This window comes from Azospirillum melinis (assembly GCF_013340935.1).
Lineage (GTDB): Bacteria > Pseudomonadota > Alphaproteobacteria > Azospirillales > Azospirillaceae > Azospirillum > Azospirillum melinis.
Genome location: NZ_WHOS01000011.1, coordinates 56,221 through 78,502 on the forward strand (window position 1 = coordinate 56,221; position 22,282 = coordinate 78,502).

The 22,282-nt window shown below is 67.6% G+C and carries 20 protein-coding genes and 1 other RNA gene; 11 read left to right on the top strand and 10 right to left on the bottom strand.

Features of this window, described 5'->3' with window-relative positions; translation table 11 throughout:
* The first annotated feature begins 49 nt into the window (after window positions 1–49).
* On the top strand, window positions 50–700 hold the full coding sequence (upp, locus tag GBZ48_RS10680) for a uracil phosphoribosyltransferase (RefSeq protein WP_109051928.1): 651 nt from the start codon (window positions 50–52) through the stop codon (window positions 698–700).
* Window positions 701–775: 75 nt separating this feature from the next.
* On the opposite strand, the gene GBZ48_RS10685 is transcribed toward upp, so the two are convergent.
* Window positions 776–1,882, bottom strand: a complete 1,107-nt coding sequence (locus tag GBZ48_RS10685) for a DUF2235 domain-containing protein (RefSeq protein WP_174471035.1) — start codon at window positions 1,880–1,882, stop codon at window positions 776–778.
* A 469-nt stretch (window positions 1,883–2,351) separates the two neighbouring features.
* Here GBZ48_RS10685 and hemA point away from each other — a divergent pair, with 469 nt between their 5' ends.
* From hemA to GBZ48_RS10710, 5 genes are all read left to right on the top strand, one after another.
* The gene (gene hemA / locus GBZ48_RS10690) at window positions 2,352–3,566 is read left to right on the top strand and encodes a 5-aminolevulinate synthase (protein WP_174471036.1); all 1,215 of its coding nucleotides are present in this window, start codon (window positions 2,352–2,354) and stop codon (window positions 3,564–3,566) included.
* A gap of 202 nt (window positions 3,567–3,768) precedes the next feature.
* Window positions 3,769–4,314, top strand: a complete 546-nt coding sequence (locus tag GBZ48_RS10695) for a hypothetical protein (RefSeq protein ID WP_174471037.1) — start codon at window positions 3,769–3,771, stop codon at window positions 4,312–4,314.
* Window positions 4,315–4,446: 132 nt separating this feature from the next.
* A complete protein-coding gene (locus GBZ48_RS10700) occupies window positions 4,447–5,223 on the top strand; it encodes an Hpt domain-containing protein (protein ID WP_174471038.1) in 777 nt (258 codons plus the stop codon).
* A 275-nt stretch (window positions 5,224–5,498) separates the two neighbouring features.
* Complete coding sequence (locus GBZ48_RS10705; protein WP_174471039.1) at window positions 5,499–6,383, top strand: ABC transporter permease; 885 nt, start codon at window positions 5,499–5,501, stop codon at window positions 6,381–6,383.
* 24 nt (window positions 6,384–6,407) lie between these two features.
* Window positions 6,408–7,223 carry an ABC transporter permease gene (locus GBZ48_RS10710; protein ID WP_174471040.1) on the top strand — a complete coding sequence of 272 codons (816 nt, stop codon included), beginning with the start codon at window positions 6,408–6,410 and terminating at the stop codon, window positions 7,221–7,223.
* A gap of 3 nt (window positions 7,224–7,226) precedes the next feature.
* Here GBZ48_RS10710 and GBZ48_RS10715 read toward each other — a convergent pair whose 3' ends face one another.
* Window positions 7,227–7,472, bottom strand: coding sequence for a hypothetical protein (locus GBZ48_RS10715; RefSeq protein WP_014248877.1), 246 nt, complete (start codon window positions 7,470–7,472; stop codon window positions 7,227–7,229).
* A 192-nt stretch (window positions 7,473–7,664) separates the two neighbouring features.
* On the opposite strand from GBZ48_RS10715, the gene GBZ48_RS10720 reads away from it, so the two are divergent.
* The gene (locus GBZ48_RS10720) at window positions 7,665–8,102 is read left to right on the top strand and encodes an acyl-CoA thioesterase (RefSeq protein ID WP_174471041.1); all 438 of its coding nucleotides are present in this window, start codon (window positions 7,665–7,667) and stop codon (window positions 8,100–8,102) included.
* A 39-nt stretch (window positions 8,103–8,141) separates the two neighbouring features.
* On the top strand, window positions 8,142–9,473 hold the full coding sequence (locus tag GBZ48_RS10725) for a class I SAM-dependent RNA methyltransferase (RefSeq protein WP_174471042.1): 1,332 nt from the start codon (window positions 8,142–8,144) through the stop codon (window positions 9,471–9,473).
* Window positions 9,474–9,492: 19 nt separating this feature from the next.
* On the opposite strand, the gene recR is transcribed toward GBZ48_RS10725, so the two are convergent.
* The 4 genes from recR to ffs form a co-directional block, all read right to left on the bottom strand.
* Window positions 9,493–10,086, bottom strand: coding sequence for a recombination mediator RecR (recR, locus tag GBZ48_RS10730; RefSeq protein ID WP_174471043.1), 594 nt, complete (start codon window positions 10,084–10,086; stop codon window positions 9,493–9,495).
* 192 nt (window positions 10,087–10,278) lie between these two features.
* Window positions 10,279–10,602: a YbaB/EbfC family nucleoid-associated protein gene (locus tag GBZ48_RS10735; protein ID WP_063635355.1), complete on the bottom strand. Its 324-nt coding sequence runs from the start codon at window positions 10,600–10,602 to the stop codon at window positions 10,279–10,281.
* A 3-nt stretch (window positions 10,603–10,605) separates the two neighbouring features.
* Window positions 10,606–12,480 (bottom strand): DNA polymerase III subunit gamma/tau, encoded by a 1,875-nt coding sequence (locus GBZ48_RS10740; RefSeq protein ID WP_174471044.1) that lies wholly within the window; start codon window positions 12,478–12,480, stop codon window positions 10,606–10,608.
* Window positions 12,481–12,584: 104 nt separating this feature from the next.
* Window positions 12,585–12,682: signal recognition particle sRNA small type (gene ffs / locus GBZ48_RS10745), an RNA gene on the bottom strand.
* 150 nt (window positions 12,683–12,832) lie between these two features.
* Here ffs and GBZ48_RS10750 point away from each other — a divergent pair.
* Window positions 12,833–14,008 carry an ATP-binding protein gene (locus GBZ48_RS10750; RefSeq protein ID WP_174471045.1) on the top strand — a complete coding sequence of 392 codons (1,176 nt, stop codon included), beginning with the start codon at window positions 12,833–12,835 and terminating at the stop codon, window positions 14,006–14,008.
* 63 nt (window positions 14,009–14,071) lie between these two features.
* Here the strand turns inward: GBZ48_RS10750 and GBZ48_RS10755 are convergent, their stop codons facing one another.
* Window positions 14,072–15,265: a phosphoglycerate kinase gene (locus GBZ48_RS10755; protein WP_174471046.1), complete on the bottom strand. Its 1,194-nt coding sequence runs from the start codon at window positions 15,263–15,265 to the stop codon at window positions 14,072–14,074.
* Between the two features lie 302 nt (window positions 15,266–15,567).
* Between GBZ48_RS10755 and GBZ48_RS10760 the strand changes: the two genes are divergently transcribed.
* The gene (locus tag GBZ48_RS10760; RefSeq protein ID WP_174471047.1) at window positions 15,568–17,172 is read left to right on the top strand and encodes a CYTH and CHAD domain-containing protein; all 1,605 of its coding nucleotides are present in this window, start codon (window positions 15,568–15,570) and stop codon (window positions 17,170–17,172) included.
* 11 nt (window positions 17,173–17,183) lie between these two features.
* Window positions 17,184–17,807: a ParA family protein gene (locus tag GBZ48_RS10765; protein WP_109448646.1), complete on the top strand. Its 624-nt coding sequence runs from the start codon at window positions 17,184–17,186 to the stop codon at window positions 17,805–17,807.
* 18 nt (window positions 17,808–17,825) lie between these two features.
* On the opposite strand, the gene GBZ48_RS10770 is transcribed toward GBZ48_RS10765, so the two are convergent.
* The 3 genes from GBZ48_RS10770 to GBZ48_RS10780 all read right to left on the bottom strand — a co-directional run bounded on the left by GBZ48_RS10770 (window position 17,826) and on the right by GBZ48_RS10780 (window position 22,282).
* On the bottom strand, window positions 17,826–18,521 hold the full coding sequence (locus GBZ48_RS10770) for a helix-turn-helix transcriptional regulator (RefSeq protein ID WP_174471048.1): 696 nt from the start codon (window positions 18,519–18,521) through the stop codon (window positions 17,826–17,828).
* A gap of 34 nt (window positions 18,522–18,555) precedes the next feature.
* Window positions 18,556–18,933, bottom strand: a complete 378-nt coding sequence (locus tag GBZ48_RS10775) for a VOC family protein (RefSeq protein WP_174471049.1) — start codon at window positions 18,931–18,933, stop codon at window positions 18,556–18,558.
* A gap of 109 nt (window positions 18,934–19,042) precedes the next feature.
* The gene (locus GBZ48_RS10780; RefSeq protein WP_174471050.1) at window positions 19,043–22,282 is read right to left on the bottom strand and encodes an error-prone DNA polymerase; all 3,240 of its coding nucleotides are present in this window, start codon (window positions 22,280–22,282) and stop codon (window positions 19,043–19,045) included.

A 22,282-nucleotide genomic window follows, 5' to 3' on the forward strand; every position in this document is an offset into this window, starting at 1 on the left:
AGGCGCGCTAGGATCGGGCAACCTTACCGTCAGCCGCGATCCGGATTCCATGCGCACCCTGCCCGAATTTCCCAACCTGTTCGTCCTCGACCATCCGCTGATCCAGCACAAGCTGACCCATATGCGGAACAAGGAGCGGTCGACCGGCGGGTTCCGCACCCTGCTGCGCGAGATCTCACTGCTGATGGGCTACGAGCTGACGCGCGACATTCCGCTGACCACCGAGCGGATCGAGACTCCGCTCCAGCCGATGGACGCCCCGGTGATCCTGGGCAAGAAGCTGGCCGTGGTGCCGGTGCTGCGCGCCGGGCTCGGCATGTCGGCCGGCCTGCTGGAACTGGTGCCGTCGGCGCGCGAGGGACATATCGGTCTCTACCGCGACCATGACACCAAGCAGCCGCATGAATATCTGGTGAAGCTGCCGCCGGCCGACGGGCGGCTGTTCATCGTCGTCGATCCCATGCTGGCGACCGGCAATTCCGCCGCCCATGCCTGCGACGTGCTGAACCGCCACGGCGTGGACGACCAGAACATCCGCTTCATGGCGCTGGTCGCAGCACCCGAGGGCGTGCGCCGCTTCCACGAGGCGCACCCGGACGTAAAGGTCTTCACTGCGGCGCTGGACAGCCATCTGGACGAGAACGCCTACATCGTTCCCGGCCTGGGCGATGCCGGCGACCGCATGTTCGGCACCAAGTAAGGACCGGTTCAGGTCATCGTAAAACGGGGCGGGTGCCGGAGGATGGCCCCGCCCCGTTTTTCGTTGCGCCCTCGGTCAGCCGGCCGGGGCCGGTTCCTCTTCCCGCACCGTGCCGAACTGCGCCAGCGCCTTGCGGTAGCCGATGTTGGGCGGTGCGTAGCCCGTATCGCTGGCGGCGCGGTGCGGCACCGACTCGTGCAGGTTCTCCTGGCTGAAGGGGAGAACGCAGACCGGGCGGTAATGGCGCGGCTGCACCAGTTCGCCGACCCCGTCGAGGAAACGGGCATAGGAATCGACGATGACGCCCAGGGCGTTGTCGGGCGACACCTCCGGCACCCAGATGGGGTCGATGGCGAGGCCGCAGCCCTCGGCGTGCTCCATCATCCATTTCAGCGTGATGTCCGACAGCCTGTCGTCGTCATAGCCGCCACCGACGTTGGAATGGCAGCCGGCGAACCAGCGCTGCTCCATCCGCTGCGCCGGCTTCGCCTTCGGATCCCAGAGGTTGGCGGCGAAGGTCTTGCGATGCTCGTCGATCGCCAGCGCCTGGAAGGCATTGCGGACAAGGCTGCTGAGTTCGGTGTCGTGGAAGCCGTACAGATCCTGATCCAGCTGCTTGCAGATGCCGAGCGGCACACCAAGCGCGCCCACCGTGTCCCAGACGCCGAGGAAATGGATCGGGATCAGCGTCGAACCGTTGGTGTCGCGGAACCGCTTTGCCTCCCCCACGTCCGGACCGTCGTCCCGCTTGCGGTAGAGCGCGTAGGCGTCGTCCGTCTCGCCCAGCCTGTCGGCCGGCAGCAGCCCGGCATTGCGGATCAGCCCGACGAGGCTGCGGGCGGTGTAGGCGCCGCGCGAGAAGCCCAGGATGAAGACATGGTCGCCGTCGTTGTAGTGCGAGGCGAGGAACCGGTAGCCGTCCTTGATCTTCTTGTCGAGGCCGAGGCCGAAGGCCCCGCCGAAGATTTTGTCGAACCAGTCGTGGAGAAAACCGCCCTTTTCATCGGTGCCGACACCGGAATCGTAATAGGAAACCTGTTCGGTATTGTCCGGTGCGGCGCCGAGGACCGACTTGTAGAACTTCCAGACGTTGGTCGATGCCTCGTTGTCCTTGTCGGGCTGGCTGCCGCTGCCCGGCTTGTTCCAGGTTCCGTCGAAACACAGGACGATCCGCTTGCCCATCTTCCTCTCCCCGTCAAAAGAGTGCGCGCAAGAGATGATGGTGACGATATTTTTTCAACTTCAATAGATTTATTAAAATCGGCCGCAACCCTGGAACGGACGGCTGCGACTGCCGCAACCGTATCCGGTCTGTGGAACAGGCCGATGGATCGAGGCAGACATGTGCACGTATTCCCGGACCTCCGCCATGGTTATCCGGGGCATTCGGACCATATTGTCACCGATGACTTCAAGTCATCGCCAAGCCGATGCCCTGTCCGCGGGACGCCGACATGCGGCATCCGCAGGGCATGGGAGCCTGCCACTTGTGCGAAGGTCTCATGCGGCGGCGGCTTGATTTCGATCAATGCCGGGTGGCATGCCAGGAAGGATCATGCCATCCTCTTCGACGCGCCGGACGAATGGCCTAGCCCCTAAGTCTGAAACCGGTGCAGCCGACCGTGTGGATGAACGCGAACGGAAACGCGCGATGGATTACGAAACTTTCTTCCGCAACCAGATTGCGACCCTGAAGCAGGACGGCCGCTACCGCGTGTTCGCCAATCTGGAGCGCCACGCTGGCAATTTCCCGACGGCGACCTTCCGCGATTCCCACGGGCGCGAGCGTCCGGTCACGGTCTGGTGCTCCAACGACTACCTCGGCATGGGCCAGCACCCGGATGTGCTGAGGGCGATGCACGACGCGCTGGACCAGGTCGGCGCCGGTGCCGGCGGCACCCGCAACATCTCCGGCAACAACGTCTACCATGTGCTGCTGGAACGCGAACTGGCCGACCTGCACCGCAAGGAAGCGGCGCTGCTCTTCACCTCGGGTTATGTGTCGAACGACGCGACTCTGACCACGCTGGGCAAGATCCTGCCCAACTGCGTGATCCTGTCGGACGCGCTGAACCACAATTCGATGATCACCGGCATCCGCAATTCGGGTGCCGAGAAGCACATCTTCCGCCACAACGACCCCAAGCATCTGGACGAGCTGCTGTCGGGCATCGCCCCCGGCCGTCCCAAGGTGGTGGCGTTCGAAAGCGTCTATTCGATGGACGGCGACATCGCCCCCATCCATGACCTGTGCGACGTGGCCGACAAGCACGGCGCCATGACCTATCTGGACGAGGTGCACGCCGTCGGCATGTACGGTGCCCGCGGCGCCGGCGTGGCCGAGCGCGACGGCGCCATGGACCGGCTGACCATCGTCGAGGGCACGCTGGGCAAGGCCTTCGGCGTCCAGGGCGGCTACATCACCGGCTCCACCGCGCTGATCGACTGCGTCCGCAGCTTCGCCGCCGGCTTCATCTTCTCCACCTCGCTGTCGCCGGTGCTGGCGGCGGGGGCGCTGGCCTCCATCCGTCACCTGAAGCACAGCCAGACCGAACGGGCGCATCATCAGGAACGCGCCGCCACGCTGAAGCGGATGTTCGCCGACGCCGGCCTGCCGGTGATGCCGTCGATGAGCCACATCGTGCCGCTGATGGTCGGCGATGCCCACCGTTGCAAGCGCGCGTCGGACGAGCTGCTGGAGCGGCACAACATCTACGTCCAGCCGATCAATTACCCGACCGTTCCGCGCGGGACGGAGCGGCTGCGCTTCACCCCGACCCCGCTGCACACCGATGCGCAGATGGGCATGCTGGTCGACGCGTTGCTGGATGTGTGGAGCCGGCTGGACCTGCGCCTCGCCGCCTGACCGGGGCTCCTGGAACAGGTCCGGAAAGACCCTTTTGGCGATAAGGACGTTTTGCCCTCTGGACAGATTGCACGCGCGACCCTACTTTGAGGGGTAGCGTTGCGACCGGTTCGCAGCTTCAGTGCTGCGGACCGGCCGTCATCGTGCCATCCTTCCGTTTTTCCAGGGCTTCGCATCCAGCGGCTCGCCCAGGGGGTTCGCCATGTATCGTGACAACTCGCTGATGCCGAAGGAGGCCGTGCGCCTCGTCGTCCTGGGCACGCTGATCCAGGGCGGGCCGTTGCGTTACGCCGATCTGGCCGGCGCCGTCCGTCATTTCCTCGATCGTATGATGGGTCCGTCGCTGGACCTGATGGGCACCTCGCTGGAGATGCTGCGCTACGAGGGGCTGATCGAGGCGCTGGACGGCAGCGGCATGGAAGACAACGCCCTGCTGGGTCCGACCGAAACCGGCCGGGTGGAGTTCGACACGCTGATGCGCGCGAATGTCCGCGCGCCCTCGGCCGATGGGTTGAACAAGCTGGTCATCGCGCTGAAGCTGCGCTTCCTGCATCTGCTGGATGTCGAGTCGCAGCGTGACCAGATCGACAATCTGGTGGCGCTCTGCGAGACCGAACTGGCCCGGCTGGGCGACCTGAAGCGGGCGAATGTCGGCAGCGACGGCCATTTCGCCTCCTGGCTGGACCGCGACATCGCCCAGACGGAAGAGCGTCTGGCCTGGTTTCAGGAACTGCTCGCCCGGCTCTGATCGCCCCTTAAAACCAGTGGTTTTGTTGCGCGCGGCGCGTCCTTTCGGATAGGGACGCGCCGCGTCTGTTTCGGCGCAAGGATTTGGTGTACCTTCGGGTTACCCCTTTCCCTCCCAGCCGGAATCCGCTCCATGGCCTCGCACATGTCGACCGACGACCTCGAAGACCGCTTGCGCATGGAGTTCGTGGACGACGCGCGCGATCGGCTGGAGCTGATGAACGCGACGCTGTCGGACCGCGTGAAGGGCCAGCGCAGCGATGTGGAAACCATCGGTGTCCTGCGGCTGGAGGCCCACAACTTCAAGGGCATGGGCACCAGCTTCGGCTATCCCACCGTCAGCCTCGTCGCCCACCGGCTGGAGGATTACCTCAGCGGCCTGAAGCGGCTGGACGAGAAGCAGCTGGTCGATGCCCAGATCTTCATCGACCGCATTTCCGAACTGGTCGACCGCGCCGAACAGCCGCTGCTGGCCGAGACCAACCGGATCATCCGCGCCCTGCCGGTGCGCTATGAATTCCAGGTCACCGACGTCGATGTCCGCAACGTCGAGATCATGCTGGTCACCCCGTCCAAGGTCGTCGCCAAAAAGCTGGGGACGGAACTGGCCGCCTGCGGCTTCCGCACCATGACGGTGACCGACCCCATCGAATCGATCAGCCTTGCCGTGCGCGTTCCGCCGGACATGGTCATCGCCTCGATGGTGATGGACGGCCTGTCCGGCCTGGACCTGATCCGCGGCCTGCGGGCGATGAGCGTGACCCAGCATGTGCCGATGGCGCTGCTGACCTCGCTGAACCTCGACCACCCGTCACTGAAGGAAATCCCGTACGGCGTCTCCGTCATCCGGGTCGGCGAGCATTTCGGCGACGACTTCGCCGCCGTGGTGGCCAAGCACAATCTCGGCTGATCGGCGGAGCCGCTGGCGTCGTCCTTTTCCATACCGAGCCGCTTTCCCCGGCCGTCATCCCCGCGAAGGCGGGGATCCAGGCTTCCTGCTCACGCACGTGAAGCGGCTGGATTCCCGCCTTCGCGGGAATGACGGCTGAGAGACGTGGTTGTCGGACTGGCCGAGTGCCGAGCGTTCCATTCGGCTGAACGTCATCGTCATATAGCGGCGCTTGCGCCGGCGGGAATCCCCATGTTAGGCGTCAAACCGGTCCCACAGGCTGGAGCAGTGCCCGAATGACGGAGGTTCTTCGCCGGTACGGCCCGGTTCTGACCGGGGTGATCCTCCTGGCCGTGGCGGTCTGGCTGGCTCTGCTGGTGCTGCTACCCCAGCTGATGATGATCGGCTTCTCCTTCCGGCCGTCGCTGCCGCCGTCCAAGATCGGCGGGCCGGAGGATGTGTTCACGGTCAGGAACTACCTGACCCTGTGGACCAACCAGATCCATCTGTCGATCTTCCTGAAAACGATCTGGGCCAGCGCGCTGGTCACCGCGACCACGCTGGCCGTCTGCTATCCGGTCGCCTACTATCTGGCGCAGGTGGCGCCGAAGCGGCGGCTGCCGCTGCTGATCCTGATGCTGGTCGTGCCCTTCTGGATCAACGAGCTGCTGCGCACCTTCTCCTGGTACATCATCCTGGCCTTCAACGGGCCGCTGAACGCGGTGCTGCTGGGGCTGGGTATCATCGACGAGCCGCAGCGCTTCCTGGGTGGCGATGCCGGGGTGATCGTCGGCATGGTCTATGTCTACATCCTGTTCATGGTCTTCCCGCTGTACAATGCCATCGAATCGCTGGACCGCAACCAGATCGAGGCGGCGCGGGACCTCGGCGCCGGCTGGCTGCGCATCCACCGCCGCATCGTGCTGCCGCACGCCAAGCCGGGCATCGCCGTCGGCTGCATCATGACCTTCATGCTGGCCGCCGGCAGCTATGCCGTGCCGGCCCTGCTGGGCGGGCCGAACAGCCGCTGGTTCACCGAGATCATCTATAACTGGTTCTTCGAAGGCGGGAACTGGAACCAGGGGGCGGCCTACGCCTTCATCCTGCTGGTGCTGTGCATCGGCTTCATCCTCGGCGCGATGCGGCTGTTCCGCGTCGGGCTGGCGGATATCGCGAAGTGAGCCTCAAGCCATGAGACGGCCCCAATGACCGCTGCCCGCTTCCGCCGCCTGCTGACCGGCGCCTATCTGATGCTGTTCTTCGGCTATCTGTTCCTGCCGCTGGGCATCATGGCGGCGGCGACCTTCAACAGCAGCCGCTTTCCCACGGTGACGCCCTGGATGGGCTTCACGCTCGGCTGGTTCCAGGCGCTGTGGGAGGATCAGCGCATGTGGGCGGCGCTGGGCACCAGCCTGCTGGTGGGGGCGGGGGTGATCGCGCTGGCCGTGCCGCTGGGGCTGGCGGCGGCCCTGCTGCTCGACCGGCTGCACAGCCGGGCTAAGACCGTCCTCTACGCGCTGATGGTGTCGCCGCTGCTGACGCCGGGGGTGATCGTCGGCATCTCGACGCTGGTGTTCTGGCGGGAGTGGTTCGGGGTCAGCGGCGGGCTGTTCCTGACCGTGGTGGCGCAGTCCAGCTTCATCGCCGCCTATGCCATGCTGCTGTTCTCGGCAAGGCTGGAGCGATTCGACCCGGCGCTGGAGGAGGCCGCACTCGACCTCGGCGCCACGCATGGGCAGGTGTTCCGGCGCATCACGCTGCCGTACCTGATGCCGGCGATCCTGTCGGCGGCCCTGCTGGCCTTCCTGCAGAGCTTCGAGAACTACAACACCACGCTGTTCGTGCGCGGGTTGGACACCACCCTGACCGTCTACATCGCGACCAAGGTGCGGACCGGCCTGACGCCGGCGGTCAACGCGCTGTCGCTGGTGCTGATCGCGCTGACAGTCCTGGGCGCCGTCGTCTACGAGATCCTGCGCCGGCGCGAGGCGCGCCGGCAGGCAGGGTCCGTAACCGCTTGATCCTCAGTCCTCTTCCGCCTCGTCGGCGTCCGCCTCGATCTGGGCGGCGAGATCGCGCAGCATGTCGATGACGTCTTCGTGGCTGGTCTCGTCCACGGCGGCGTTCACCGCGGCCTCGATCATGGCGACGGCGATGTAGGGGCCGAGCGGGCCACCTTCCTTGATCGCCTCATCCAGGTGCTTTTCGGCGATCGACAGCGCCTTTTCGAACAGCGCCTCGGCCGTCTGGTTGGTGGTGTCCTTGCTCATCGTCCGGTCCGTTGCGGAGGGTTGGTCCGACTCCAATAACACGGCCAATCGGGGATTGGCGCGGGAATTCGCGGGCTCCCCTGGAAATATGACCACAGACAGGGGCGGCAGAGCGCGAAGCCGGGCTTGCGCCGCTCTGGACCATACGCCACAGTCCGGAGATGCATTGACCTATACGGCAAGGAAGACGGCATGACCGGCACGCCCGACCTGAGCAAACCCGACCTGACCAGCCCCGACCTCTACCGCTTCTGGTGGGAAGAGCGCGTGCGCTTCAACGATCTCGACGCGGTGGGGCACGTCAACAACAACGCCCTCGGCGTCTATTTCGAGCAGGCGCGCGTTGCTCTTATAAACACGGTCGGCGGCTTTACCCCCGAGGTTCCCTGGACCGTCGTGCTGGCGCGCAGCCTGATCGAATACAAGGCGGAACTGCTCTATCCCAACACGGTGCGGGTCGGCGCGCGGACGCTGCGGCTGGGTACCAGCTCGATCACGCTGGGCTGCGCCATTTTCCTGGGCGACCGCTGCATCGCCACCCAGGAGGCGGTGGCGGTGATCGTCGACAAGGCTGCCCATCGCCCGACGCCGATCCCGGAACCGTTGCGCGCCAAGCTGATGGAGGCGTAAAGGGAGGCGCTCCAGACCCGCATCCAACGGACCCCCGACATGACGCGTCCCGCCAAGCGCCCCTTCGCCAAGGGGCGCCAGCCGACCTGCAAGACCGCCGCGCCGCCCCGCGACGTACAGGAGATGGAGGTGTCCATCGCCGATGTCGGTGCGCGTGGCGATGGGATCGCCTTTGCCGAGGGGCTGCGCCTGTTCGTGCCCTATACGGTGACGGGCGACCGCGTGCGTGTACGTGCCGCCGACGGCGATGGGAAGGGGGAGGGCGTACGGGCCGAACTGCTTGAGGTTCTCGAGCCCGGTCCCGGCCGCCAGACTCCGCCCTGTCGCCATTTCGGCCGCTGCGGCGGCTGTACGCTCCAGCAGATGGACGATCCGACATATGCCGCCTGGACTGTCGGGGTGGTGCGCGGGGCGCTGGAGCGGGTCGGGCTTGGCGAAGTTCCGATGGAACCGCTGGCACGGACGCCGACCGGCGCCCGTCGCCGCGCCCGCTTCGCGGCGCTGAAGCGCGGCAAACGGGTCTGGTTCGGCTTCAACGAGCGGCAGAGCCACCGGCTGGTCGATCTGGAGGAATGCCCGATCCTGTCGCCCCGCCTGCTCGCGTTGGTGGAGCCTTTGCGGACCCTGCTGAACGGTCTGCTGCCGGATGGCGGCGACGCCGATGTGGTGCTGACCGACCTGGAGGGTGGGGTCGATCTGCTGCTGGTCGGGCCGCGCAGCCTGGACCGTGCGGCACGCGAGGCGCTGGTCGGGTTCGAGCCGGAGCGCATCGCCCGCATCGCCTGGCAGCCGACCGACCGCGCCGCGCCGGAGCCGGTGGCGAACCGCCGGCCGGCCTTCATCCGTTTCGCAGGCGTTCCGATCCAGCCGCCGCCCGGTGTTTTCCTCCAGGCCAGTGCGGAGGGCGAAGCGGCCCTGGTGGCGGCGGTGCGCGAAGGGGTGGGGCAGGCCACCCGCATCGCCGACCTGTTCGCCGGTATCGGCACCTTTTCCATTCCACTTGCGCAACAGGCGGCGGTCCATGCTGTGGAGGGCGACGAGGCGGCGGTTGTGGCGCTCGGCCGCTCGGTGCAGGGGTTGCGGCTGACGGCGGAGCGGCGCGACCTGTTCGAGAACCCGCTGAGCGCCAAGGATCTCAACCGTTACGATGCCGTTGTGTTCGACCCGCCGCGCGCCGGTGCCGCGGCGCAGGCAGCGGCGCTCGCCGGCAGCAAAGTGCCGCGGGTGGTGGGGGTGTCCTGCAATCCCACCAGCTTCGCCCGCGACGCGCGGGTTTTGGTGGATGGCGGCTATCGTCTGGTGAAGGTCTGGCCGGTCGACCAGTTCCTGTGGTCGGCCCATGTGGAGCTGGTCGGGCTGTTCGAGCGCTGAGGGGCTTGCACAGCCCGGATTACAGCGGACGCCGTGCTTTCAGCGCCGCGGTCAGCGTACCGTCGTCGAGATAGTCCAACTCGCCGCCGACCGGGACGCCGTGCGCCAGACGGGAGACCGACACGTCGGACTCGGCCAGGCGGTCGGTCACCACATGGGCGGTGGTCTGGCCGTCGACGGTGGCATTCAGCGCCAGGATGATCTCGCGCACCGCCGGATCCTTGGCGCGCTCGGCGAGGCCGGCGAGGTTCAGATCGTCGGGACCGACACCCTGTAGCGCCGACAGCAGGCCGCCCAGAACATGATAGGTGCCGCGGAAGGCGCGGGTGCGTTCCAGCGCCCACAGGTCGCCAGCATCCTCCACCACGCAGATGACCGAGCGGTCGCGGGTGGGGTCGGAGCAGACGGTGCAGGGGTCGCGGCTGTCGAGGTTGCCGCAGACGGAGCAGGCGCGGATCGATTCGCCGGCCGCCGCCATCGCCTCCGACAGCGGGATCAGCAGGCTGTCCCGCCGCTTCATCAGATGCAGCGCCGCCCGCCGCGCCGACCGGGGACCGAGTCCCGGCAGCTTGGACAGCAGCTGGATCAGGCGTTCGATTTCAGGTCCGATCATGGGAGATTGATGGCCACAACACGTCTCCCTCTCCCGCCCCGGGAGAGGGAAGGGGCCCAAGCGCAGCTTGGGAAGGGTGAGGGGTGCTCCAAGGATAAGGGGGATCCATGTCCGGATTGCCCCTCACCCTCCCCACGCCTTCGGCGCGGGTCCCCTCCCTCTCCCGGGGCGGGAGAGGGCAAATAAGCCCGATCAGAACGGTAGCTTGATGCCCGGCGGCAGCTTCAGGCCGCCCATCATCTTCGAGGTTTCCTCGGCGACGTGCTGCTCGACCTTCTTCTTGGCGTCATTGAAGGCGGCGACGATCAGGTCCTCCAGCACCTCGACGTCCTCGGGATCGACGACGGATTTGTCGAGCTTGACCTTCTTCATCTCGCTCTTGCCGTTGACGGTCACGACGACCATGCCGGCGGCGCTCTGGCCGGTCACTTCGACCTGCTCCAGGCTCGCCTGCATTTCCTGCATCTTGGCCTGCATCTGCTGGGCCTGCTTCATCATGTTGCCGATATTCTTCATCGGTCAGTACTCTCCTTCATCGTCGAGGGGGTAATAGACCCCGTCGTCCTGCTGCTGAACCATGAAATCGGGTGTCTCGCCGTCATCCGCAACCGCTGCGCTCTCTGCCGCGGCAACTTCCGCAAGGTCGCGGACGTCGATGATCTTCGCCCCGCTGAAGGTGTCGAGCACGGCGCGCACCACCGGGTTGGCTTCCGCCTCCGCCCAGGCGCGGTGCTTTTCAGCCTTGTCCTGCTCGGCCAGCGTCGGCTGGGCCGGGCCTTCCGACAGCGCGACGATCCAGCGCTGGCCGGTCCATTCGGTCAGGAACTGCCCGACCTTGGCCGGCAGGGTCGGTGGGGCGGCGGGGCGGAGCTTCAGTTCCAGCGTGCCCGGCTCCATGCGGACCAGTTGGACCGTCTCCATCATGTAACCGTAGAGCGCGCCTTCGCGCCGGTCGGAGAACAGCTGCACCAGCGCACGGAAGTCGTGCGGCATCGGCGACAGTTCCTCGCCGGCCGGGGTGGCGGCAGGGGCGGGAGCCGCCTGCGCCACAGGGGCGCTCTGCGGCTGTGCGGAGCCCATGGCACGGGCGACGGCATGGGTCGCCATGGAGGAAGGCTGGCTGGCCACCGCGACGGGGCCGCCGCCGGGGCCACGGCCCATCGGCGCGCCCCCGCCGCCATTCGCGCCGCCATTGGCCTGCTGGGCCTGGAACTGGCGGATCAGCTCGCCCGGAGTCGGCAGGTCGGCGGCGTAGGACAGGCGGACGATCACCATCTCCAGCGCCTGCTGCGGCACCGGGGCGGCCTGCACCTCGTTCAGCCCCTTCAGCAGAAGCTGCCAGGCACGGGTCAGCGCCGGCATGCCGAGCTTGGAGGACAGGCTGGCTCCCCGTGTGCGCTCGGCCTCCGGCAGGGAAGGATCGTTGGCGCTGTCGGGCACCACCTTCAGGCGGGTCAAATTGTGGACGAGGTCGAGCAGGTCCTGGAGGATCACCACCGGATCGGCGCCGACGCGGTGCAGGTCGGACAGGATGTCCATCGCCTCGGCCGGCTTGGCGGAGACGGCGGCCTCGAACAGGTCGATGACGCGGGTGCGGTCGGCCAGACCCAGCATGTCGCGCACCTGCTGCGCGGTGACGGTGCCGGCGGCCAGCGCGATGGCCTGATCGAGCAGCGACAGCCCGTCGCGCACCGACCCGTCGGCGGCGCGCGCGATCAGCGAGGCGGCATCGCCCTCGATGTCGGCGCCTTCCTGGGCGGTGACGCGGGTGAAATGCTCCTTCAGCACCTGGGCGTCGACGCGGCGCAGGTCGAAGCGCTGGCAGCGCGACAGCACCGTCACCGGCACCTTGCGGATTTCGGTGGTGGCGAAGACGAATTTCACATGGCTCGGCGGTTCCTCAAGCGTCTTCAGGAGCGCGTTGAACGCGCTCTTGGAGAGCATGTGGACCTCGTCGATGATGTAGAGCTTGTAGCGGGCCGAGACGGGGGCGTAGCGCACGCCGTCGATGATCTCACGGATGTCGTCGACGCCGGTGTGGCTGGCGGCGTCCATCTCCATCACGTCGACGTGGCGGTCCTCTGCGATGGCGCGGCAATTGTCGCAGACGCCGCAGGGGCTGACCGTCGGCCCGCCGGTGCCGTCCGGCCCGGTGCAGTTCAGCGCACGGGCGATGATGCGGGCGGTGGTGGTCTTGCCGACGCCGCGCACGCCGGTCAGCATGAAGGCCTGGGCGATGCGGCCGGACTGGATGGCGTTGGTCAGGGTGCGGACCAGCGCGTCCTGGCCGATCAGCTCGTCGAAGGTCTTCGGCCGGTATTTGCGCGCCAGCACCCGGTAAGCCTGCCCGGTGGCGGGAGCGGAGGCGGGAATGTCGACTGTGGTATCGGTCACGCGGCTGGCCTGTCGAAACGACGGGAGGGGAATTGCGGGCCGCAGGATAGCGTCCCGGCACCGCGCTGTCGCCGTCTGTTTCGTGCTGGCAATTTTTGAAGAGGGTGGGAGACTGGACGAACGACCCGAGCCGTAACTCGTTGCGGCTGCTTCCTTCCGGACCTGACCGGGTTGGCGAGGGACTCGTCCGACGCCAGTCTCCCGCCGCTGTTATGGGCATTCGTGCGGCGGGATGCAAGGGGAAACGGTTGGGATGCACGGGTCGTTGCGCAGTCCGCAGCGGACTATTGAAGATTATTTTTTGGACTATAAATTATAGTCCGCTCCGTAATTGATCCTAAAGAGGGCGTCCGTGCCGTCCCAACCCGCCGCGTCCGCGCAGAAGTTCCTGTTCCACCGCCCGAAGCTGGCGGCGGCGCTGGCCGACATCGTGACGGGCGACGCGCCGATCGGGACGGAGCCGACGCTGTGCCTGGCGGCACCGCGACGAACCGGAAAGAGCACCTTCCTACGCCACGATCTGGGGCCGGAGTTGGAGGGCCGCGGCATCCTGTCGGTCTATGTCGATCTCTGGGCAGACATGGCGGCCGATCCTGCGCATCTGATCGCGGAGGCGTTGAAGGCCGAGCTTCGCCGGGTCGACAGCCTGCCGGTGAAGGCGGCGCGGGCGGTCGGACTCAGCAAGCTGGGCATGGGCGGCGTGTCGGTCGATATCGACCGGATCGGGCAGGCGCAGGGGACCACGCTGGCCGACGCGCTGGAGGCACTGCTGGAGCGGACGCACAAGCGCATCGCCCTGCTGGTGGATGAAGCGCAGCACGCGCTGACGACCGAGGCCGGGCTGAACGCCATGTTCGCCCTGAAGGCGGCGCGCGACCGGTTGAACACCCGGGACGATGCCCGCGACGGCCCGAACCTGATGATCGTGCTGACGGGTTCCCATCGCGACAAGCTGAGCCGGCTGGTACTGAGCCGTGACCAGCCCTTCTTCGGAACCAGCGTGCGCAGCTTCCCGCTGCTCGACCGTGCCTATACCGATGCCTACACGGCCTGGATCAACGCCCGGCTGGCCGAGGGCAACCGCTTTGATGCGGACGATGTGTTCGCGGCCTTCGATGCGGTCGGGCGGCAACCGGAAACTCTGATGCGCATCCTGTCGGACGCGGCGTTGCTGGTCGGTGATGCCGGGGAGTTGAAGCGGGCGCTGGCGGATGGGGCGACCGGGCTGCGCCAGCGGGTTTGGGACGATTACGAGACGGCATGGTCGGGGCTGACGCCCTTGCAGCAGGCGGTGGTCGAACGGTTGGCGGTGGAGGGGCCGCAATCCGCCCCCTTCTCCGCCCCGGCGTTGCAGGCCTATGCCGATGCCGTCGGGGAGGCGGTGGAGCCACCGGCGGTCCAGGCGGCCATCGAGGCACTGCGGCAGAAGAACATCCTGTGGCGGTCGGCGCGCGGACAATATGCGCTGGACGACCAGGGGATGGCGGAGTGGCTGAAGGTGCGGACGGAGAGGACTGCGCCGGGATAACCAAACAAAAAGGCTCCGGGTCGAAACCCGGAGCCTTTCTCGTCTGCGATCCTGCGGAGCCGCTTACTTCTTCAGCGCCGCCACACCCGGCAGCTCCTTGCCTTCCAGCCATTCCAGGAAAGCGCCGCCGGCGGCGGAGACGTAGGTGAACTTGTCCTCGACCCCGGCATGGGCCATCGCTGCGACGGTGTCGCCGCCGCCGGCCACCGACAGCAGGCCGCCGGCTTCGGTGCGGGCGGCGACCAGACCGGCCACCGCGTTGGTGCCGGCGTCGAAGGGCTGGATCTCGAAAGCGCCGAGCGGGCCGTTCCAGACGACGGTCTTGGCACCCTGCAGCTTCACGCCGAGGAACTCGACGGTGGCCGGGCCGACGTCCAGCGCCATCTCGTCAGCACCGATGGCGTCGAAGGCGACGACGCGGTTGGCGGCACCGGCCTTGAACTCCTTGGCGACGACGAAGTCCTTCGGCAGCAGGATCTCGCAGTTGGATTCCTTGGCGGTCGCCATGATGGCGCGGGCCTGGTCGGCCATGTCCTTCTCGCACAGCGAGGCGCCGACATCGGTGCCCTGGGCGAACAGGAAGGTGTTGGCCATGCCGCCGCCGAGCACCAGCAGGTCGACCTTGCGGACCATGTTGCCGAGCAGTTCCAGCTTGGTGGAGATCTTGGCGCCGCCGACGACGGCGGCGACCGGGCGCTCCGGCTTCTCCAGCGCCAGCGTCAGGGCCTTCAGCTCGGCTTCCATCAGGCGGCCGGCGGCGTTCGGCAGCAGGCGGGCGACACCCTCGGTCGAGGCATGGGCACGGTGCGCGGCGGAGAAGGCGTCGTTGACGTAGATGTCGCCGAGCGCGGCCATTTCCTTGGCGAAAGCCGGGTCGTTCTTTTCCTCTTCGGCGTGGAAGCGGGTGTTCTCCAGCAGCACGATGGCGCCGTCATGCACCTTGGCGATGGCCTCCTTGGCCTTCTCGCCGACGCAATCCTCGGCGAAGGCCACCTTCTGGCCGACGGCGGCGCTGAGAGCGTCCAGCACGTTGCGCAGCGAGTTCTTGGCGTCCGGACCGTTCTTCGGGCGACCGAAATGCGACAGGACCACGACCTTGGCACCCTTGGAGGACAGCTCCTTCAGGGTGGGGGCGAGGCGGTCGATGCGGGTGGTGTCGGACACCTTGCCGTCCTGCATCGGAACGTTCAGGTCGGCGCGCACCAGCACCGTCTTGCCGCTCACCTCAAGGTCGTCGATCGTGTTGAAATCGGTCATCGTCACACTTCCCCAATTATGGCCGATCCCAGCGGGACAGGCCGTTTCAGTTTGCGGGAACCCAACCACAGGCCTGCACGCTTTGCAACGCCCCAGGGGTGGGGTGAAATGGGGCATAATGACCCTGCAACCTCCCGGGTAAAGCCCTGGCCGAATGCCAGGAACCGGCGGTGGACGTACAGCCGGCGGGTGCCGCAACCGCAGGCTTCTGCAACATTTCCGTAACTTGACCCTGTCCATTGGCTGTGCAAACACCCAACTGTAGGCCAATGGGCCGCAAAACGGGGGTTGAAGCGCAGGCGATGGCTGAGGCCGAGATCAACCGCGAGACGGAACTGAAGCTGGCAGCGAAGCCGGAAGACTTCGACAGGCTGCGCGCCGCTTCCGCCATCGCAGACCGGGCGTCCGGCCCGGCGGCGACACGCACCCTGGAAAGCACCTATTACGACACCGAGGAGCGCCGGCTCGCCGCGCGCAAGGTGACGCTGCGGGTGCGCAAGACCGGCGACGGCTTCGTCCAGACGGTCAAGTCGGCACCCGACGAGGATGGGCTGGGGCGCGGCGAGTGGGAATGCGCGGTGACCTCCGCCGCACCCGACCTGACGCTGATCGCCGATGCCGAAGCCATCGAGCTGCTGGGATCGCTCAGCGACTCGGAACTCCGGCCGGTCTTCACCTCCATCGTCGAACGGACGACGCAGGACGTGACGCTGGGCGAGGGCGACGGTGCCGCCGTGATCGAGGTCGCCTTCGACCGCGGCCGGATCGAACTGCCGGACGGGCGGTCCACCGACCTCTGCGAGGTGGAGCTGGAGCTGAAGAGCGGCACGCCCGCGGCACTCTACGATCTGGCGCAGGAACTGGCGCAGGCCGCTCCGCTGCGGCTGGAGATGCGGACCAAGGCGGAGCGCGGCCATGCGCTGGCCAACGGCTCGGCCGACAAGGCGCTGAAAGCCGAAAAGCTGGTGCTCGAGCCTGAGACGACGGTCGAGGGGGCGGTGGCGCGCATCGTGCGCGCCTGCATCGCCCATATGGTGGCGAACGAGGCGGTGACGCTGGCCGGCGAGGATCCGGAGGGCGTGCACCAGATGCGCGTCGCGCTGCGCCGGCTGCGCTCGGCCACTGCGCTGTTCCGGCCCTTCATTCCAGCCGCGCAATATCTGTGGCTGGTCGGCGAGATCAAGTGGCTGGCCGGCAGCCTGGGGCCGGCGCGCGACTGGGACGTGTTCGGCGAGGAGCTGCTGGCCCCGGTGCGAGACGCCTTCCACAAGGCCGACGGGCATGGCCGTTCGGCAGTCGAGGATCTCGACGCGCTGGCGGCGGCGGCCGAGGCCAAGCGGCTGCGCGCCTATGAGAGCGTGCGCGAGGCGATCCGCTCCGACCGCTACACCGCCTTCCTGCTGGGCGTCGGCAGCTGGGTGGAGAAGCGCGGCTGGCGCGACCAGCCGGTCAGCGAGGAATCGGTGCGGCTGTTCCAGCCGGTGATCGGGCTGGCCGACCATCTGCTGAACAAGCGCCACAAGAAGGCCAAGCGGGCCGGCCACGGCTTTGCCCATCTGCCGGTGGCCCAGCGCCACCAGCTGCGCATCGCCTTGAAGAAGCTGCGCTATGCTGTGGAGTTCTTCCGCAGCCTGTATGACGACAAGCCGGTGCGCCGTTACATCCAGCAGCTTGCCGCGCTGCAGGACGCGCTGGGCCATCTGAACGATGTGGCGACGGCGACGCGGCTTCTGCACGAGCTGCATGACGACGGCAGCCGGTCGGCCCCCGGCGAGCCGCGCGCCGCCGGCATCGTCATCGGCTGGCATGCCCGTGGCGTGGCCGACACCGAGGCGGCGCTGGTCGCCCTGTGGCATGATTTCACCGACACCAAGCATTTCTGGTCGAAGCCGGACGCCGGGGTGTAGAGTCCGCGGCCATGCTCACGATCCTCGTTGCCAACATCAAGGGCGGCTGCGGCAAGACGACCGTCGCCACCCACCTCGCCGCCGCGTCCGCCGCGGCGGGCCTGCCCACCGTGCTGGCCGACGTGGACCGCCAGCGTTCCTCGCTCGGCTGGCTGGAGCGCCGGCCAGAGAAGGCGCCGGCCCTGGTCGGGCTCGACTGGGCCAAGGATTTCACCGACACGCCGCGCGGCATCAAGCGGCTGGTCATCGACGCGCCCGCCGCGTTGAAGACGAAGCAGATCGAGGATCTGGTGAAGATGGCCGACATCGTCGTGCTGCCGGTGTTGCCAGGCGCCTTCGACGAGCAGGCGACCCAGCGCTTTCTGGTCAAGCTGGACGAGCTGAAGCGGATCGCCAAAAAGAAGACCACGGTGGCGGTGGTCGGCAACCGCATGCGCGCCCGCACCAAGGCCGCCGACCGGCTCGACCGCTTCCTGGGCGGCATCGGGCATCAGGTGGTGACGCGGCTGCGCGACAGCCAGATCTATGCCGACGCAGCCGAAAGCGGCCTCAGCCTGTTCGACATGCCGGGCAAGCGCGCCGCCGAGCATCGCGGCGACTGGCAGCCGCTGCTGAGCTACATCGACGGGGTCTGAGGTTTTTTGAGGGGGGCCTCACCCCTGGGGGCAACCCTCCCGACGCCAGAGGGCGAGATAATCGTCCAGGCCGCGGCCGGGGATCTCGTCGAACCGGCGCTCCAGGGGCAGCAAAGTTTCCATGCGGTCGATGCGGAAGCTGCGGAACTCCTCGCGCAGTTCGCACCAGGCGCCCAGCGTCCACACCCGGCCCCAGAAGAACAGGCCCAGCGGCTGGACGGCGCGGGCGGAATGGGTGCCGTCCTGACGGCGATAGTCGAACATCACCACGCGTCTGGCGTTGATGGCGCAGCGCAGCACATCCATCCGGTCGCGCAGGGGGGCGGGGAAGGAGAAGTCGGGGACGAAGACGCGGCTGTCGGCCAGTTCGCGCCGCCGCGCCTCCGGCACCACCGCCTCGACCTTGTCGAGCGCGCGGGCGGCGGCATCGGCCAGCGCGCCGCCGACCCAGGCGCGGGCGAGGCGGGCGCCGACGACCAGCGCCTCGACCTCGTCCTGGGTGAACATCAGCGGCGGCAGGTCGTAGCCGTCGCGCAGCAGATAGCCGACGCCGGCCTCCCCCTCCACCGGCACGCCGGAGGAGGCGAGGTCGCGCATGTCGCGGTAGACGGTGCGCTCCGACACCTCCAGGCACCGCGCCAGTTCGGCAGCCGTCACCAGCCGCCCCTTGCGGAGATGCTGGACGATCTGGAACAGGCGGTCGGCGCGGCGCATGGCGGCGGCTCCGGCGGTCGGGGGGTGTGTGCGGTCAGTGCATCGAATAGAGGCCGACGCGGTTGCCTTCGCTGTCGATGAACTGGGCGAAATAGCCGATTTCGGGGGTGATCAGCGTCTTCGGCACGACGATGCGGGCGCCGGCCTGCTCGGCACGGGCCAGCGGGGCGGACAGGTCGTCGCCGCCGTTCAGGTAGACGGTGGTGCCGTCGGCGCTCGGCTTGCAGGCCTCATGCTGGATCAGGCAGCCCTTGACGGCGGTGCCTTCGGCCGGGAAGACGGCCATGGTCATGCCGCTGGGGCAGGGCTCCTGGACCATCTTGGCGGCGAAGACGGTCTCGTAGAAGCGGACCGCGCGGGCGAGGTCGGCGACCGGAATCTCGAACCAGGTGACGACGTGCGGGATGTTCATCGGGGTGGCTCCTGACAGCGAGTGGGGTGGATGTTCGTGGTTCGTGCCGGCACGCCCTCTTGATAGCACGCCCCTCCTGACAGCGTGATGTCAGGAGCAATCGGCCCTCTCAATGAAAATTGCGCCCCTTTGGGAAGGGGCCTGCCGCAGGCCGCGCCTCGCCGGTCAGGTCGGACAGCCGGTGGGTCAGGTCGATCAGCGTTTCCACGCGCAGATGCACGACACCGTCGTGGTTCTGCACCCGGCCGGTGGCGGCCATCAGCCGGGCGGTCATGATCGGGCGGCGGAAGGTCTCGAAGGCGTCGGGCATGACGACGAGGTTGGCGATCCCGGTCTCGTCCTCCAGCGTGATGAAGACGACGCCCTCGGCACTGCCCGGCCGCTGGCGGACCAGGACGAGGCCGGCGGTGGTCAGGCGGCGGCCGTCGCGCGTCTGCGCCAGCCGCTCCGCCGGGGTGATGCCCGGCAGGCCGTCGCGCAGCAGCGACAGCGGGTGGGCCTTCAACGACAGGGACAGGCTGCCGTAATCCATCACCACATGCTCGCCGAGCGCCATGGCGGGCAGCGGGGCTTCCGGCTCCTCGGCCATCGGGCCGTCCAGCCTCGCGAACAGCGGCAACGGCTGGTCGCCCAGCGCCCGCACCGCCCACAGCGCCGCCCGGCGGTCGAGCCCGACCGAGCGGAAGGCGTCGGCCTTGGCGAGCTTTTCCAGTGCCGCGACCGGCAGGCGGGCGCGGCGCCACAGATCGTAAGGGTCGCTGTAGCCGCCGGCACGGGAGAGGACGACCGAGTCGGCGTGGGCCTGGGTGAAGCCTTTGATGAGGCGGAGACCCAGGCGGAGGACTATCTCCCTCTCCCCCCCGGGGAGAGGGGCGGGGTGAGGGGGATGCGTGGCGTGGATTTCTTCGGCGTTGCCAAACCCCCTCATCCTAACCTTCTCCCCAGGGGGGAGAAGGGACTGGTCCTGGGGTTCGATGGTGCAATCCCAGCCCGACAGGTTCACGTCCGGCGGCAGCACCTTCACGCCATGCTCCTTCGCGTCGCGGACGATCTGGGCCGGGGCGTAGAAGCCCATGGGCTGGCTGTTCAGCAGGGCGGCGGCGAAGATGGCGGGGTGGTGGTGCTTGATCCAGGCGGAGACATAGACCAGCAGCGCGAAGCTGGCGGCGTGGCTCTCGGGGAAGCCGTATTCGCCGAATCCCTCGATCTGCTTGAAGCAGCGTTCGGCGAAATCGGGGTCGCAGCCGTTGGCGATCATGCCGGCGATGAATTTGTCGTGGAACCGCTCGACCTGTCCGTTCTTGCGGAAGGCTGCCATGGCGCGGCGCAGCTGGTCGGCCTCCTCGGCGGTGAAGCCGGCGCCGACCATGGCGACCTTCATCGCCTGCTCCTGGAACAGCGGGACACCCAGCGTTCGGCGGAGGACCGGTTCCAGCTCCGGCATCGGATAGGTCACAGGCTCCACTTTGCTGCGGCGGCGCAGGTAAGGATGGACCATGCCGCCCTGGATCGGGCCGGGGCGGACGATGGCGACCTCGATCACCAGATCGTAGAACTCCTTCGGCTTCAGCCGGGGCAGCATGCTCATCTGCGCGCGGCTTTCGACCTGGAAGACGCCTAGGCTGTCGGCCTGTCCCAGCATCTCGTAAACTGCGGGATCGTCCTGGGGCAGGGTGGCGAGCGCCCAGCGTTGCCCATGTACCTGCTCGATCAGGTCGAAGGCGCGATGGATGCAGGTCAGCATGCCCAGCGCCAGCACGTCGACCTTCAGGATGTTCAGCGCGTCGATGTCGTCCTTGTCCCATTCGATGGTGCTGCGGTTCTCCATCGCCGCGTTGGCGACCGGGCAGAGATCCGACAGTGGACCGCGGGTGATGACGAAGCCGCCGACATGCTGCGACAGATGGCGCGGGAAGCCCATCAGTTCGTTGGCAAGCTCCAGCGTGCGCTTGAGCCTCGGGTCGTCGGGATCGACGCTGAGCTTGCGGGCGCGCTCCTCGTCGACGCCCTCGCGGCTCCAGCCCCAGATCGAGCCGGTCAGCCGCGCCACCAGATCGGCCGACAGCCCCATCGCCTTGCCGACCTCGCGGAGCGCGCTACGGGCGCGGTAGCGGATAACGGTGGCGGTCAGGCCGGCGCGGGCGCGGCCGTATTTCTCATAGATGTACTGGATCACCTCCTCGCGCTTTTCATGTTCGAAATCGACATCGATGTCCGGTGGCTCGCCGCGGGCGGAGGAGATGAAGCGCTCGAACAGCAGATCGACTTCGGTCGGATCGACCGAAGTGATGCCCAGGCAATAGCAAACGGCGGAGTTGGCGGCGCTGCCGCGCCCCTGGCAGAGGATGTCCTCTTCCCTGGCGAATCGGACGATGTCGTGGACGGTCAGGAAATAGGGGGCAAAGCGCTGCTCGGCGATCAAGGCCAGTTCGCGCTCCACCGTCTGGCGCACCGTGTCGGGAATGCCGCCGGGGAAGCGGTCGGGCGGATATCGCTTGGCCGCCCCGTTCCAGGTCAGGGCGACCAGCGTTTCCTGCGGGTCGCGGCCTTCCGCCACCTCGTCGGGATATTCGTAGCGCAGCTCATCCAGCGAGAAGCGGCAGGCCTCGGCGATCTCCAGCGTGCGGACGACGGCGTCCGGATGGTCGCGGAACAGGCGGGCCATCTCGACGGCCGGTTTCAGGTGGCGCTCGGCATTGGCGGACAGGCGCCAGCCGGCCTCGTCGATGGTGGTGTGATGGCGGATGCAGGTCATCACGTCGGCCAGCGCCCGCCGCCCGGCACCGTGATAGAGCACGTCGTTGGTGGCGACCAGCGGCGCCCCCTCCGCCTCCGCCAGACCGGCCAGCCAGCGCAGCCGGCGGGCGTCGTCGCCCTGGTAGCGGTGGCTCGCCGCCAGATAGAGCTGCCCGCGCGCCAGCCCGCTGCGCCAGGCGCGCAGTTCGCGCAGGAACGACTCGTCGCGCCGGTCGGGGCCGAGCAGCAGGAACAGCATGCCTTCGGCATGGGCCAGCACATCGGCGCGGGCGATGAAGCACTCGCCCTTCGGCGCCCGCATCTTGCCCAGCGTCAGCAGCCGCGACAGCCGCGCATAGGCGGCGCGGTCGGTCGGGTAGGCCAGCAGGCTGTCGGCATCGGTCAGGTCCAGCCGGCAGCCGATCAGCGGCCGGATGCCGACCTTCTTCGCCGCCACATGCATCTGCACCACGCCGGCCAGCGAATTGCGGTCCGTCACCCCCACCGCCGCCAGCCCCAGCGCCGCCGCCGTCATCGCCAGCTCGTCAGGGTGCGACGCCCCCTCCAGAAAGCTGAAGTTGGTGGCGAGCTGCAACTCGGCGTAACGGATCAT